Source organism: Pseudomonas sp. 3-2, assembly GCF_019710535.1.
GTDB lineage: Bacteria > Pseudomonadota > Gammaproteobacteria > Pseudomonadales > Pseudomonadaceae > Aquipseudomonas > Aquipseudomonas pharyngis.
On the sequence record NZ_CP081200.1, the window covers coordinates 6,395,981 to 6,411,098 of the forward strand.

Here is a 15,118-nt window from a genome sequence, read left to right on the forward strand (position 1 = left end):
GGTTACACAAAAGCGTTCAGGGCTTGCGGGCAATGATGACCTGACTTTTCGCCACCACCGCATCCAGCGCCTGCTTGATCTGCGCGCCGCGCGGCGAGTCGAGCACCGCTTGCCAGGTATCGGCCCAATGGTTGAGCAGCGGATGATCCGGGTTGCTGAACTCGACCTTCGCTTCCCAGAACAGCATCATCCACATCGACCAGTAAAAGCCGTACTGACTGTGGCTGATGATCTCGAGTCCCGCCTCGCTGACCATCGCCTTGAACTGTTCTTCGCTGATGATGCGAATGTGGTTGGGCTTCTGGAAATACTCCGGCGCGGCGATGTCTTTTTGCAGGTCTTCGGAGCTGGGGTGCGGCACGCTCAGCAAATACAGCGCGCCCGACTGACCGACGCGCACCAGTTCGGCAAGGAACTGCGCCGGGTCGTCGACGTGCTCGATGACTTCAGTGGACACCACGCGAGTGGCCGTTCCATCGGCGATCGGCAGCGGATTGCAGTCGGTCACATGGCATTCGACGCTGCGCGCCGGGGTATCGCTCAGGCGCTGGCGGGTAGCCTCGACCTTGGCGCCGTCAATGTCGGCGATGATGATCTTCGCCCCGCGCATGCCGCAGAAATGCACGTTGCCACCGTCGCCACAGCCAACGTCGAGCAAGGTGTCATCGGCGGTCACCGGGAAGCCTTTGAACAGCTCACCGGTTTGCTGGTTGAACCAGCCGCTGAGCATCGCATCGTGCAGGCCGAGCATGTAAGGGTCGACCTTGTCGGCTACCGGTGCGACAGCGTGTGCGGGGGCCGGAGCCGCCGTGAGTTTTTTCAGAAGGCTCAGCATGAGGTGGCTCCAGGGGACGAGACGACGGTTCGCGAGGTGGCGAGGCGTTTCACCAGCGTGGCGCCTCGATTGCGCATGGGCATTTCGATCAAGCGGTAATTGAGTTCGCTGAGCAGCACGATCAGGCCACCGGCAATCAGCAGTGTCAGGATCGGATGTCCCGCCGGGCTCGGTAGGCCGGCGCCCTGCAAACGAAAGATCAGTTCTCGCACCAGTTGATAGGCCGGGATGTGAATCAGGTAAATGCCGTAGGAGCGGCTGCCGATCCAGGCCATCAGCCGTTGCAGGCCACCGGCCGGCAGCAGGTAATTGCGGTCGTATGAAGCAATCCACACCAGCACGGCGCTGAGCACGGCGATCGACCCGATGCGGTAACCGGCGAAGGTGAAACGGTCGGTGGCCATGAAGCTCAGCAGCGCTCCGAGGCCGATCAGCGCGAATACTCCGGCCCATGGCCGCCGCAGGAATACCGGCTCCCAACGGCGATAACCCGGCTGCACGCTCCACATGGCCAACAGCACACCCAGCGCCAGCGCATCGGTACGAATCACCATCAGCAGCGGCGTGCGCACCGTGAACAATTGCACCGCCACCAGCGCCAGCAATGCCCACACCAGATACTTGCGGCACAGCATGATCACAAGCGGGAACAACAGGTAGAACTGCTCCTCCAGCGCCAGGCTCCAGTAGACAAAACTGCTGCCGTATTCGTAATGAAAGAACGCATCGGCAAAGCGGAAATTGGCGTACTGCAGCACCCCGGCCAACGTGGCCTGAACGTTGGCGGACCACGTCCCGAACGCGCCTGATCGATTCAGAAACACGCACGCCAGCAGCATCAACGCCAGCCACAGCCAGGCCGAGGGCAACAGACGAAACGCCCGACGCAGCCAGAAATTGCGCGTCTGCTCCCAGTATTCCTGGCGATTGCTGCAACCGCGCAGCGCCGGGATCAGGCTGCGGGCGATGACAAACCCCGAGATCGCAAAAAACAGGTCAACGCCCCACCATGGCTGCGCCCAGGCATGGATCCTTTCAAGCAGCGGCACCGGGTCGGTGAACAGGCTGCCTTGCAAGTGATGAAACAGCACGCCGAGTACCGCGACAGCGCGCAGGACTTCAATGTCCATGATCCGCTTGCCGCTCATGACACACGTCCTGCATCGAGCGGTTTGCGGGCGATGATCACCTGACTCTTGGGCATGAACCGGTCGAGCATCTGCTTGATCGCCAAACCGTCTGGCTGCGCCAGCAAGTCCTGCCAGGTTCTGGCCCAACTCTCCATCAACGGTGGATACGGCGCCTGGATCCGGTCGCGCACGGCACCGCCCAGGTCACGTCCTGCAGCCCGTTCGCTGGCCCAGAAAAAGATCATGCCCATGACCCAGAAAAATCCCGTTGCCTGACGATGCTCAATCACCAGACCGGCATCCTCAACCAATGCCGCGAAGCGCTCCGGGGTGAAGATCTGTACATGATTGGGTGACTGGTAATAACCCGCCGGGGCAATGCCCTGCTGCAAATGCTCGCCCACCGGCGCCGGCACACTGAGCAGGTACAGCGCACCGGGACGGCCCATGCGTACCAGCTCGGCCATGAACGGCTCGGGATGATCGATGTGTTCCAGCACTTCCATGCACACGACCTTGCTCGCACAGCCGTCGCTCAGCGGCAATGGCAGGCTGTTGCTGACCAGACCGAGACTGGCCTTGCGGCTCTGCGCTTCGACTTGTCGGGCGAGGTCGCGCACCTTGTCGTGTTCGCTGTCGGTGAAGATCACCGAGGCGCCCTGGCGCACGGCGAACAATGTCGCCACACCCTCGCCACACCCCACGTCGAGCAGGGTGTCGTCCGCGTCAATGACAAAGCCCTTGAGCAACTCACCACTGTCGCCGTGAAACCAGCCGTCGAGCATGGCGTCATGCAGACCCACATCCCTGGGCGACACGCCCGCGGCAACCGGTTCAGGCACGGATACCGGCGCCGGATGCGCAACCGGACGCAAACGCCTCAGCAATGCGCGGATCATGCGCCCGTGGCTTCCGTTGCAGCGACAGCGCGGAGCTCGTGCACTTGAGCGAGAAAATCGCGCAACCGCTGCTCGGCCACCGCCTGACTGCAGAACGCCTGCAGGCTGGCAACGGCCTGCGCCGACATCTGCGCATAGCGCCCGGGATCGTTCTTCGCCACCTCATAGCTGTCGCGATAGGCCACGCAGACCGATGCCCAGTTGGTCATGTAGCGCAACGTGCGGAACGCCTTGCGCGGATCGTGAGGCCAGGCGGTGAGTTCATCGGTGGACTCGACCAGGAACGCGTTGTCGGTACTCAGATAATCGATCATCGCCGTGGTCCGCGGCGCCACGGCCGGTTTGCCGCAGGACATGAATTCCATCAGCGGCAGGCACTGGCCCTCGCCGTAGGAAGTGTTCACCACGTAACGGGTGGCCTGCACCAGACGCTCGTAGTCCGCGTCCGCGAGGTAGCCGTAAATCAGCACGATGCGACAGCGGTAGGACTGGTTCTTGTACAGATGATGAAGAATGTCGCCGAGCGCTTCTTCGGCATCGTGGTGCGTGAGCTTGAGCACCAGCGTCGCGTCTTCGACCTCGCGAAACGTCACGCAGAAGGCGCTGAGCATGTCTTCCCAGTTCTTGCGTCCGTCACCGGGATTGAACACCGATGTGTAGACGACACCGTCCAGCAGCAGCTCCTGCTCGCGCGCCGGCGCCTGGAAATCGATGCCCTTGCCACGGCGCAGGTGTTTCGGGCCGAACGCGTCGAGATCGAGCTGACGACTGTCGGCGACCAGCCCCTTGATCGTCAGGCGCACCGGCCCTGTCGAGGGCTGGCCCTGAAGCTGCGCGCCACGGGCCGCGAAGCGATCCCACACCGGCGCCGGCACCGCGACAATCGGGTAATCGGCGCCCATGGCCTCGCGCACCGCGTTGACCGTGTAGCTGGAATGGGTGATCGCCGCGCCGCAGGCCCGGAGCACCGTGCGCCAGTCATTGCGCGGCTCGTTGTCGAAGGGTTCGTTGGGGATGGTGCTGAATTCCCAGGCGAACACCGGCAGCGTCGGACACGCCACGTGGATCGGCGTGCGGTGCGGCGGCGAGAACGACAGGAACACGCACGGCTCGCCACGGGCTAGGCACTCCAGGTACAGCGCATCGACTTCGCGCGCCGGGTCGACGACTTCCACCACACGCCCAAGACGCTCGAGTACCGGCCGGTATTCCTTGAGCACGAAGTAATAGCTGTACTCCGAGCGACCGAGGTTTTGCGCGATGGTGTGCTGGTTGGTTTCCGAATGAATGATGATCAGCATGAGGCGTTGTCCGTCACGGGGGCGGCATCGGCAGCCAGCGGCACGAGGCCGAAAAAGTCCGCCATGCGCCGCTGCACCGGAGCAAACGCGCAGTAGTCGTGCATGCGTTCGACAGCGGCGGCAGACATGCGCGCGTATTCCTGCGGCTGCGTCTTGGCCATCCGGTAGCTGTTCTCATAGGCGCTTTTGAGCGAAGCCCAATCCGGCCGGTAGCGCAGGGTGCGGTAAATGATGCGGGTGTCCTGGGGCCAGATCGTCAGCTCTTCGCTGGAATGCACGACGAAGGCCACGCTGTCGTCGATGTAGTCTTCCATGGCCGTGTGATCCGGGGCGATCACCGGTTTGCCGCTGGACATGAACTCCATCAACGGCAGGCACAGGCCTTCGCAGCGTGAGGCGTTCACGTAGAAACTCGCAGCCTGGTAGAGCCGTGCGTATTGCGCGTCGTCCAGATAACCGTGCATTACCAGCACCCGGCAGGCGAACGGTGTCAGTTGTGCGAGCAGGGTCATCAGTTCGCTGTAGTAGGACGCCAGATCGTTCTGCGTGATCTTCAGCACCAGTGTCGCGTCAGGCGTTTCGCGAAAGGCCCAGCAGAAGGCGGTAACCAGATGATGCCAGTTCTTGCGGCCGTCCCTGGGGTTGAACACCGTCACGTAGATCACGCCTTCCACCGTGGTCTCGACCACCGAGGACGTGTCCGGCAAATCCAGCGGCGGTGGCTCGGCCACGGCCACCGCATGCGGAGCGGCAATGGCCGGCAGGCGTTTCTCGAGCCAGGCGTGTGTGCGATCCGACAGCAGATCCTGCACACCTTCCCAGTACCAGTGATGCAGGAACTTCACCCGTTCTTCACCCGCCCCCAGCCTCCACAGACGCAGATAATGGCGGGCAATGACCAAGCGGCGTTTGAACGTCAGCGGTGGAGGGCGTAGCGCCTCGATTTCAGCCAGTTGTTCGGCAGTCAGCGGCTTGGGCAACAGGTCGTCGGCAGATAACGCCAGCGTGCGACTGTCGAAAATGCAGCCCTTGATGGCCAGGGTCGCGCCGGGATTGATCGGCGCACTGACATGCTGCTCACGAATGGCGGCGAAGTTTTCCCACAAGGGCGTCGGCAGCACGAGTACCGGAAAGTCCTCGCCCATGGCGCGGCGAATCGCGCGGGCGGTGTGGCTCGACAGCGTGATGACCCGTCCCTGTCGGGCGAGCATCTGCGTCCAGTCGTGGCGCGGATCATCGTCCCATGACTCATCGGGGATCGAATCGAATTCCCATGCAATCACGCAGATCGTCGGGCATTCAAGGTCGGTCGGGGTATTTTGTGGCGGCGTGAAGGACAGGAAAACGCTGCTTTCACCGACGGCGAGCAGTTGTCGGTAGAGTGGATCAACCTCGGCGCTGGTGGACACCACATGCACTCGCCCCAGGCTTTCCAGCACCGGGCGATAGGCCTTGAGCACGAAGTAGTAGCTGTATTCGGGACGCCCCAGACTCTGGCTGATGGAGCGGTCGTTGACGTCCGAGTAGAGAATGAAATTCATGGCATCCCACGGTGCAACCGCCATCCCGGCAGCTTCACGCTATGACGGCCGAGCGTCGGATCGAACCGGCATCAGCGCGGTTCGTCCTGCATCATCGGGCACGTCTCTGTTCTTGTTTTAATGGTCGGTTTTACCCTGTCGCACGATCCTTGCGAGCAGCCGCCGGGGATCGCGACGAGGGGCATTCTAAACACATCCGTCGCGCATTCGGGAACCGCCCGGCGAGAAAAAACCGACTACTCTGACGAGAACTGACCAGTCACGATTTGCCCTGTTGAAATTGCTGCGCAATTGGCACAGATTGGCAACCAAACAACTACAACAACGACTTCACCCGTTGTCTCGGCCGGATTTTCTCTCGGTCTGACAGACATCCCCTTATAGCCTGTGGGAAGAGGTGAAAGTTAAAGACCAAGGGGTCGCTGTTTGAAAAAAAGTCTGTTCATCACGGGTCTCAGTGGATTCGTGGGACAACACATCCAGTCACGCCTCCAGGGGGAAGACGCGTCGTGGGAGCTGCTGCCTGCCGCCTCACCCTACGACCTGACAAACCCGGACAGCCTCATCGATCTGTGGCCGCAACTGCCCGATGCGGTCATTCATCTCGCCGGCCAGACCTTTGTTCCTGAAGCGTTCCGCGATCCGGCACGAACCTTCGACATCAACCTGCTCGGCACCCTGAACCTGTTGCAGGCCCTCAAGGCCCGCGGCTTCAAGGGCACGTTCCTGTATGTCAGCTCGGGCGATGTCTACGGCCAGGTCGAAGAACCCGCGCTGCCGATCACCGAACAACAACCACCCTGCCCGCGCAATCCCTATGCAGTCAGCAAGCTGTCGGCGGAGTTCCTCAGCCTGCAATGGGGGCTGAGCGAAGGCTGGCCGGTACTGGTCGCGCGGCCGTTCAACCACATCGGCACCGGGCAGAAGGAAAGCTTCGTCATCGCCAGCGCCGCGCGGCAGATCAACCGCATCAAGCAAGGGCTGCAAGCGCCGCGCCTGGAAGTCGGCGACATCGATGTCACCCGCGATTTCCTCGACGTCAGAGACGTAGTCTCGGCCTATTTCGCCCTGCTGGAAAAAGGCACGCCGGGACAGGTCTACAACATTTGCTCAGGCCATGAGCAAAGCATCCGCAGCCTCATCGAACAGATGGGCGACCTGGCCCAGGTCAAGCTGCAACTGGTTCAGGATCCGGCACGCATGCGCCGCGCGGATCAGCGTCGCGTCTGCGGCAGCCACCAACGGCTGGCCCGGACCACAGGATGGACGCCGCAAATCACTACACAACAATCCCTGCGGGCGATCCTGTCCGACTGGGAGAAGCGAGTACAACAAGAATGACAAAAAGTGCATTGATCACCGGGATCACCGGCCAGGACGGCGCGTATCTGGCCAAGCTGCTGCTCGACAAGGGTTACAAGGTTCACGGCCTTGTTGCACGGCGCAGCAGCGATTCACGCTGGCGCCTGCGGGAGATGGGCGTCGAAGCGGACATCGTCTACCTGGATGGCGACATGGCCGATGCCTGCTCGGTGCAGCGCGCGGTGATCAAGTCGGCGCCGGACGAGGTGTATAACCTGGCAGCCCAGAGCTTCGTCGCGGCCTCCTGGGACCAACCGGTGACTACCGGCATCGTCGATGGCCTGGGCGTGACCCACCTGCTCGAAGCGATCCGGCAGTTCAGCCCGCACACGCGTTTCTATCAGGCGTCCACCAGCGAAATGTTCGGTCTGATCCAGGCCGAGCAACAGGACGAGAACACCCCGTTCTACCCGCGCAGTCCTTACGGTGTGGCCAAACTCTATGGCCACTGGATCACCGTCAACTACCGCGAAAGCTTCAACCTGCACGCCAGCAGCGGCATTTTGTTCAATCATGAATCGCCCCTGCGCGGCATCGAATTCGTGACCCGCAAGGTCACCGACGCCGCCGCCCGGATCAAACAGGGCAAACAGCAGGAGCTGGCCCTGGGCAACATCGACGCCAAACGCGACTGGGGCTTTGCCGGTGATTACGTCGAGGCGATGTGGCTGATGCTGCAACAGGACAAGCCCGACGATTTCGTGGTCGCCACCGGCGTCACCACCACCGTGCGCGAGATGTGCCGCATCGCCTTCGATCACGTCGGCCTGAACTACCGGGATTACGTGAAGATCGACCCGGCGTTTTTCCGCCCGGCCGAAGTCGAAGTGCTGCTCGGCAACCCGGCCAAGGCCCAGCGCGTGCTCGGCTGGAAACCCAGGACCGACCTCGACACCCTGATCCGCATGATGATGGATGCGGACATGAAACGCGTCGCCAAGGAGTAGGCCATGCTGATCCCCGTGATTCTGTCCGGCGGTGCCGGCACCCGTTTGTGGCCGGTGTCCCGCGAGGGCCATCCGAAGCCGTTCATGACCCTGCCCGACGGCCAGTCGCTGCTGGGCAAGACCTACCGGCGCGCCGCCGCGCTGCTGGACGGCTGGGGCGACATTGTCACGGTGACCAACCGCGAGTACTACTTTCAGAGCAAGGATCACTATCAGGCCGCGCGCCTGTCCCGGCATCGCGGGCACTTCCTGCTCGAGCCCACCGGACGCAACACCGCACCGGCCATCGCGGCGGCGGCCCTGTCGCTGCAAGCGCTGCACGGTGATGCCGCGATCATGGTGGTGATGCCCGCCGACCATTTGATCGTCAATGAAGAGGCGCTCAAAAGCGCGGTCGAGCACGCGGTCAATCTGGCGAAGGACGGTTATCTGGTGACCTTTGGCGTGGTGCCGACCGCCCCGGAAACCGGCTTCGGCTACATCGAGACCGGCGCCCCGCTGAATGACCGGGGCGCGGCCAAAGTCCAGCGATTCGTGGAAAAACCCGACCTGCAGACCGCCACCCATTATCTGGAGAGCGGCAACTTCCTGTGGAATTCGGGGATGTTCTGTTTCTCCACCGCAACGGTGATCGCCGAGCTGGCGCTGCACGCCCCCGAGCTGCTGGAACAGGCCCGCGCCTGCATGGCCGCCAGCGAACCGGTGGAAACCGCTGGTTGCCTGCAACAGGAATTGTCCGCGCAGCTGTTCGCCGAAATCACCGACATTTCCATCGACTACGCACTGATGGAGCGCTCGGAAAAGGTTGTGGTGGTGCCGGCGGGTTTCGACTGGAGCGACATTGGGTCCTGGGGTGCAGTGGCCGCGCTGGTGCCGGCTGACGCCGATAACAACCGCGCCAGCGGCGAGGCGATCTTCATCGACAGCCGCAACAACTTCGTTCAAAGCGATGGCCGGCTGGTGGCCGCCGTTGGTGTGGAGGACCTGATTGTCATCGACACCGCCGACGCCGTGCTGGTAGCCCATGCCGACCGTGCGCAGGATGTGCGGCGGGTGGCCAAGCAGCTCAAGGACAAATCCCACGAAGCCTATCGCCTGCACCGCACGGTCAGCCGTCCGTGGGGCACCTACACCGTGCTCGAGGAAGGCCCGCGCTTCAAGATCAAGCGCATCGTGGTCAAACCCGGCGGCAAGCTGTCGCTGCAGATGCACCATCACCGCAATGAACACTGGGTGGTGGTCGAAGGCATGGCCAAGGTCACCAACAACGGCAGCGGCACGACCCTGGTGGCGAAGAACGAATCGACATTCATTGCCGCCGGTCACAAGCACCGTCTGGAAAACCCCGGCGTGATCGACCTGGTGATCATCGAAGTGCAAAGCGGCGAATACCTGGGAGAGGACGACATCGTCCGCTTCGAAGACCAATACGGCAGGACGGTGTGAATGCTGCTTTCCCTGTACCGCTCGCTGCACGACTATCGAGGTTTCATCCTCGGTAGCGTCAAGCGGGAGTTTCAAGCGCGGTATCGCAATTCGCTGTTCGGCGCGCTGTGGACGGTACTCAACCCGCTGTCGATGATCATCGTGTACACGGTGATCTTTTCCCACATCATGCGCGCCCGTCTGCCCGGCGTGGACGACGGCATGGCCTACAGCGTCTACCTGTGCGCCGGGCTGCTGACCTGGGGCCTGTTCTCGGAAATCACCCTGCGCAGCCAGAACATGTTTCTGGAAAACGCCAACCTGCTGAAGAAAATCAGCTTCCCGCGCCTCTGCCTGCCGGTGATCGTGCTGCTCAATGCCGGAATCAACTTCGCGATCATCATCGGCCTGTTCCTCGGGTTTCTGTTGATCAGCGGACGCTGGCCGGGCATGGCATTGCTGGCACTGGTGCCGCTGCTGGCGCTGCAAGTGCTGTTCTGCGCCGGACTGGGGATGATCCTCGGCGTGCTCAACGTGTTCTTTCGCGATGTCGGGCAATTGTTCGCCATCTGCCTGCAATTCTGGTTCTGGCTGACGCCGATCGTGTATCCGCTGAGCATCCTGCCCGAGTGGGTGCAGCGCCTGCTGCAACTCAATCCGCTGACCAACCTGATCGGCAGTTACCAGAACCTGTTTCTCTACGGTCAGTGGCCGGTGTGGAGTTCGCTGCTGCCGATCTTCGTGATCGGCCTGCTGCTGTGCGCGGTCGGCCTGCGCCTGTTTCGTCGGCGGGTCGGCGAAATGGTGGATGAACTCTGATGGGGCACATACGCGTCACAGGCCTGGGCAAGGCCTACAAGCAGTACCCCACCCGCTGGAGTCGCCTGGCCGAATGGCTGATTCCTTTTTCGCCGATGCGCCATCGCCAGCACTGGGTGCTGCAGGACGTGAATTTCGAGATCGCCCCCGGTGAAGCGGTGGGCATTGTCGGGGTTAATGGCGCCGGCAAAAGCACCCTGCTGAAAATGATCACCGGCACCACCCAACCGACCTGCGGCCAGATTCAACTCGAGGGCCGGGTCGCGGCGCTGCTGGAACTGGGCATGGGGTTTCACCCGGACTTCACCGGCCGGCAGAATGCAGTGATGGCCGGGCAATTGCTGGGCATGCAGGTCGAAGACATCGAAGCACTGATGCCGGACATTGAACGCTTCGCGGAAATCGGCGAAGCCATCGATCACCCGGTGCGCACCTACTCCAGTGGCATGCAGATGCGCCTGGCCTTCAGCGTCGCCACCGCGCGCCGCCCGGACATTCTGATCGTCGACGAAGCGCTGTCGGTGGGCGACGCCTACTTCCAGCACAAGAGCTTCGACCGCATCCGCAGCTTCCGCAAGGCCGGCACCACGCTGTTGATCGTGTCCCACGACCGCTCCGCGATCCAGTCGATCTGCGACTCGGCGATCCTGCTCGAAGGCGGCCACATGGTGATGCACGACAAGCCCGAAGCGGTCATGGATTACTACAACGCCCTGCTCGCCGAACGCGAAGGCCAGACCGTGCGCCAGGAACTGCTCGACGGCGGCCAGGTACGCACTGTGTCCGGCACCGGCGAGGCCGGGATCCTCAGCGTGCGCCTGCTCGATGAACGCGGACGCTCCATCGACGCCGCCGAAGTCGGTCAGCCGGTGACACTGGAAGTCGAGGTGGAGATTCGCCAGGACATCGAACGGCTGGTGCTCGGCTTCATGATCAAGGATCGCCTGGGCCAGGCCATGTACGGCATCAATACCCACCGCCAGAATCAGGCGCTGGAAGACCTGCGTGCGGGTGAACGCATCACCTATCGCTTCGCCTTCGTCATGGGCCTGGGCAAGGGCAATTACTCCGTGGCCCTGAGCCTGTCGCGACTGGACTCGCACCTGGACCGCAACTTCGAATGGCGTGACTACGGCCTGGTGTTCCACGTGATCAACAACCGTCAGGAAGATTTCGTCGGCTGTTCCTGGCTGGGCGCCAGCACCTCGATCACCCGCCACGCGGACAGCCTCGCGGAGCGCGCGCCATGACCCGCCTGCTGGTCGAATGCACCCACGTGTTCAAACACCCGAAGGTCAATTCAGGGATTCAGCGGGTGGTGCGCAACGTCATCAAACAGCTGCCGCCGAGCGCCGAAGGCGTCGAATGCGTGCCGGTGGTTCTGCTCAAGGGCCAGTTGTACCGAGTGAAGCGTCTGGCGCCGCTGGATTCGCCGCTGTTCAATGCCATCGTCACGTTTGGCGAACGCCTGGAGCGGCTGGCCCATCGTTTCTGGCAACTGCATCAGCGGCTGGATACCGGTTGCCGCACAAAACTGGTACGACGCCTGTTGTACGTCGGCTATCGCCTGACCTCGTTCGGTGCATTCGGAATACCGCTGCGGCTGGTCGAGCAGGTCAATCGCTATCAATTGCCTCAACGCTGCGAACCACTGCAACACCAGACTGGCGATCATCTGGTGCTGCTGGATTCGTCCTGGCATTCGGACTTTTTCCTGCATGCCGAGCGCCTCAAACAGGAAGGCCTGGGCATCGTTGCGGTGATCTACGACCTGATTCCCCTGTCCCACCCGCAGTTTTACGACACGCGGCTGGTCGAGGTGTACAGAGAGTGGTTCGACTGGATCGCCCGTAATGCCGACGGTTTCATGGCCATCTCCGCCACTGTGCGCGATCAGCTGCGTGCAGAACTGCAACGTCGCCTTGGTTCGGCACAAGTCGGCAAACGTTGGTTCGACTACTTTCACCTCGGTTCGGAGCTGGATCTGCAGAGCGTCGAAGCCGCCGTCGAACCGCGTCTGCAAAAGCTGTTCGCAATAAAGGAGCCGGTGTTCCTGATGGTCAGCACCATCGAACCGCGCAAGAACCACGACTATCTGCTGGATGCCTTCGACCATGCCTGGGCGAACGGCTCGAACGCCCGGTTGTGCATCGCTGGGCGCATCGGCTGGAAGTGCGACGCGCTGCTGGCCCGGATTCGCCATCATCCGGAGCTGAACCGGCGCCTGTTCATGTTCAACGACTTGAGCGACACCAGCCTCGAACACGCCTACGCCCATGCCAGTGCGCTGGTGTTTCCGTCGTTCGTCGAAGGCTTTGGTCTGCCGCTGGTGGAAGCCATGCAACGCGGGCTGCCGGTGATGGGCAGCGATATCCCGGTGTTTCGCGAGATCGGCGGTGAGTTCATGGCGTATTTCGATCTGCAATCGCCACAAAGCCTCGCCGATCTGCTGCAGACCTTTGAGCGCAGCGGTCGATTCCCCGCCGCTCGCGATGTGAGTGACTGGCAATGGATCGGCTGGCGGGAAGCCAGCGCGCAACTGGCCGAGCGTACCGCGCGCCAGGTGCTGGAGGCACCTCAGGTGTCAGCGAGGCAACATGCGCATAGCCCTTAACGCCCGCATCCTCCAGGCACCGCGCACCGGCATCGGCCATTACGTGGCCGAACTGGTGAATGCCTTGCACGCTGAAACCGATATCGAGCTGGCGTTGTTCCATGGCTGGGGCTGGAGTTCGCAACTGCCGGAAGCAGCGATGCCCGGTTATTCGCGCCTGACGCCGCTGCTGCGGCAGATCCCCGGCGCCTATCAGGCGCGCCGCTGGCTGGAGCAGAAACGCTTCGATCAGGGCCCGGCGCAACCGGTCGATCTGTACCACGAACCGAGCCTGTGGCCGCTGGCCTTCGATGGCCCGACCGTGATTACCCTGCACGATCTCACGCACCTGCATTTCCCCGAGACCCAGCCGCCGGCGCGGCTGCGGGAAATCGAGCGCCGGCTCACCGAAGGCGTACGCCAGGCGCGGATCATTCTGACCGACTCGCAAGCCATCGCTGACGAGGCCCGGGAGTATTTCGGACTGCCTGCCGAGCGCTTCGTGGTCGCGCCGCTGGGTGTCGCCGAGCGTTTCAGGCCGCGCGATCCACAAGACATCGATGCGGTGCTCAAGGCCCATGCGGTCGAGTACCGGGAGTACTTCCTCTGCGTCGGCACCCTGGAGCCGCGCAAGAACCTGAACCTGGCCCTGCGCGCCCACGCGCTGTTGCCAGATCGGGTGCGCCAGCGTTTCCCGCTGTTGATCGTCGGCATGGCCGGCTGGCAGCGCGACCAGTTCAGTGATGAATTGAATCAGGCGCTGGCTTGCGGGCACGTGTGCCTGCTCGGCTACCTGCCCGATGAGCAAGTCGCGCAATTGCTGGCCGGCGCCCGGGCGCTGATTTTTCCGTCGCTGTATGAAGGTTTCGGCCTGCCGGTGCTGGAAGCGATGGCCAGCGGCACGCCAGTGGTAATCACCCGCTCTTCGGCCATGCCGGAAGTGGCGGGCGACGCCGGCAACTATATTGAAGCTGACGATGCAGACGGCTTGCGTGATGCGATGAGCCGACTGATCGATGATCAAGCGCACTGGCAGGCATGCCGGGAAGCCGGATTGCAGCGGGCACGGCTTTTTTCCTGGAAGCGTTGCGCGCAGGCCACGGCCGGCGCCTACCACCAGGCCATGGGAGGTTGAATGCGAGTTCTTCATTTCTTCAAGACGTACCTGCCGGACTCGGTCGGCGGTATCGAGCAAGTGATCTTTCAACTCTGCGAAAGTGGCGCCCAACACGGCATCGAAGGCCAGGTGCTGACCCTCAGCGCCAATCCAGAACCTGCGGTGGTGCGTCTCGGCCAGCATGAAGTGCATCGGGCCAAACTGGATATCCAGTTCGCCTCCACGGGTTTTTCCTGGAGCGTGTTCAAGCAGTTTCGTGAACTGGCCGCCGAAGCCGACGTAATCAACTACCACTTCCCGTGGCCGTTCATGGATCTCGTGCATTTTGCCAGCGGCGTGAACAAACCGACGGTGGTGACCTATCACTCGGACATCATTCGCCAGAAGCACCTGCTCAAACTCTATCGCCCGCTGATGAACCGCTTTCTCGCCAGCGCCGACCGGATTGTCGCGGCTTCGCCAAACTATCTGCACACCAGTGATGTGTTGCAGCAATTCCAGGACAAGACTCGCGTCATCCCCTATGGCTTGAACAAGGCCGGTTATCCACAGCCTGACGTCGAGCGCATGAACCGCTGGCGTCAGCAGCTTGGGGACAAGTTTTTCCTGTTCGTCGGGGTGATGCGCTATTACAAAGGCCTGCACATCCTGCTCGAAGCCTTGAAAGACGTGGACTATCCGGTAGTGATCGTCGGCGCCGGCCCGCTGGAGCAGGAACTGCACGCCCAGGCCGCGGCCCTGGGTCTGCGCAACATTCATTTCCTCGGGCGGCTGAGCGATGAAGATAAGGTCGCCCTGCTGCAACTGAGCTACGCCATCGTCTTCCCATCGCACCTGCGCTCGGAAGCGTTCGGCATTTCGCTGCTCGAAGGCGCGATGTACGGCAAACCGATGATCTCCAGCGAAATCGGCACCGGCACCAGCTACATCAACATCCACAACGAAACCGGACTGGTGGTGCCACCGAGTCATCCTCCGGCATTTCGCGAAGCGATGCGCACCCTGTGGGAAAACCCGGCCCGCGCCGCCGAAATGGGCCTCAAGGCTGAAGCCCGCTATCGGCAGTTATTCACAGCCGATGAAATGGGCCGCAAGTGGACCGAGCTGTATCAGGAGCTGCTGGAGGAAAAGGCGTTGTCCTACGCCTGA

13 protein-coding genes are annotated in these 15,118 nt (G+C 62.3%); 8 read left to right on the forward strand and 5 right to left on the reverse strand.

Annotation, left to right across the window (positions count from 1 at the left end):
- Positions 1-16: 16 nt before the first annotated feature.
- From K3819_RS29130 to K3819_RS29150, 5 genes are read right to left on the reverse strand one after another with little or no spacing between them, the layout of a single operon-like run.
- Positions 17-835 (reverse strand): class I SAM-dependent methyltransferase, encoded by an 819-nt coding sequence (locus K3819_RS29130; protein WP_085612457.1) that lies wholly within the window; start codon positions 833-835, stop codon positions 17-19.
- A complete protein-coding gene (locus tag K3819_RS29135) occupies positions 829-1,983 on the reverse strand; it encodes an acyltransferase (protein WP_221398379.1) in 1,155 nt (384 codons plus the stop codon). Before K3819_RS29135 ends, K3819_RS29130 begins: the two co-directional genes overlap by 7 nt.
- Positions 1,980-2,864 (reverse strand): class I SAM-dependent methyltransferase, encoded by an 885-nt coding sequence (locus tag K3819_RS29140; protein WP_221398380.1) that lies wholly within the window; start codon positions 2,862-2,864, stop codon positions 1,980-1,982. Before K3819_RS29140 ends, K3819_RS29135 begins: the two co-directional genes overlap by 4 nt.
- On the reverse strand, positions 2,861-4,165 hold the full coding sequence (locus K3819_RS29145; protein ID WP_221398381.1) for a glycosyltransferase: 1,305 nt from the start codon (positions 4,163-4,165) through the stop codon (positions 2,861-2,863). The genes K3819_RS29140 and K3819_RS29145 overlap by 4 nt, the downstream gene beginning before the upstream one ends.
- Entirely contained in the window at positions 4,159-5,706 is a 1,548-nt protein-coding gene (locus K3819_RS29150) for a glycosyltransferase (protein WP_260329023.1), read from the reverse strand. Before K3819_RS29150 ends, K3819_RS29145 begins: the two co-directional genes overlap by 7 nt.
- A 426-nt stretch (positions 5,707-6,132) precedes the next feature.
- On the opposite strand from K3819_RS29150, the gene K3819_RS29155 reads away from it, so the two are divergent.
- The 8 genes from K3819_RS29155 to K3819_RS29190 are packed head-to-tail and all read left to right on the forward strand — an operon-like array spanning position 6,133 to position 15,118.
- On the forward strand, positions 6,133-7,047 hold the full coding sequence (locus K3819_RS29155) for a GDP-mannose 4,6-dehydratase (protein WP_085612462.1): 915 nt from the start codon (positions 6,133-6,135) through the stop codon (positions 7,045-7,047).
- Entirely contained in the window at positions 7,044-8,015 is a 972-nt protein-coding gene (gene gmd, locus K3819_RS29160) for a GDP-mannose 4,6-dehydratase (protein ID WP_039765008.1), read from the forward strand. Before K3819_RS29155 ends, gmd begins: the two co-directional genes overlap by 4 nt.
- Before the next feature lie 3 nt (positions 8,016-8,018).
- Positions 8,019-9,461 carry a mannose-1-phosphate guanylyltransferase/mannose-6-phosphate isomerase gene (locus K3819_RS29165; protein WP_085647138.1) on the forward strand — a complete coding sequence of 481 codons (1,443 nt, stop codon included), beginning with the start codon at positions 8,019-8,021 and terminating at the stop codon, positions 9,459-9,461.
- Positions 9,462-10,259, forward strand: a complete 798-nt coding sequence (locus K3819_RS29170) for an ABC transporter permease (protein ID WP_074689844.1) — start codon at positions 9,462-9,464, stop codon at positions 10,257-10,259.
- Entirely contained in the window at positions 10,259-11,509 is a 1,251-nt protein-coding gene (locus tag K3819_RS29175) for an ABC transporter ATP-binding protein (RefSeq protein WP_221398383.1), read from the forward strand. The genes K3819_RS29170 and K3819_RS29175 overlap by 1 nt, the downstream gene beginning before the upstream one ends.
- Positions 11,506-12,873 carry a glycosyltransferase family 1 protein gene (locus tag K3819_RS29180; RefSeq protein ID WP_221398384.1) on the forward strand — a complete coding sequence of 456 codons (1,368 nt, stop codon included), beginning with the start codon at positions 11,506-11,508 and terminating at the stop codon, positions 12,871-12,873. Before K3819_RS29175 ends, K3819_RS29180 begins: the two co-directional genes overlap by 4 nt.
- Positions 12,857-13,987 carry a glycosyltransferase family 1 protein gene (locus K3819_RS29185; protein ID WP_221398385.1) on the forward strand — a complete coding sequence of 377 codons (1,131 nt, stop codon included), beginning with the start codon at positions 12,857-12,859 and terminating at the stop codon, positions 13,985-13,987. The genes K3819_RS29180 and K3819_RS29185 overlap by 17 nt, the downstream gene beginning before the upstream one ends.
- Positions 13,988-15,118, forward strand: coding sequence for a glycosyltransferase family 4 protein (locus tag K3819_RS29190; RefSeq protein ID WP_064600616.1), 1,131 nt, complete (start codon positions 13,988-13,990; stop codon positions 15,116-15,118).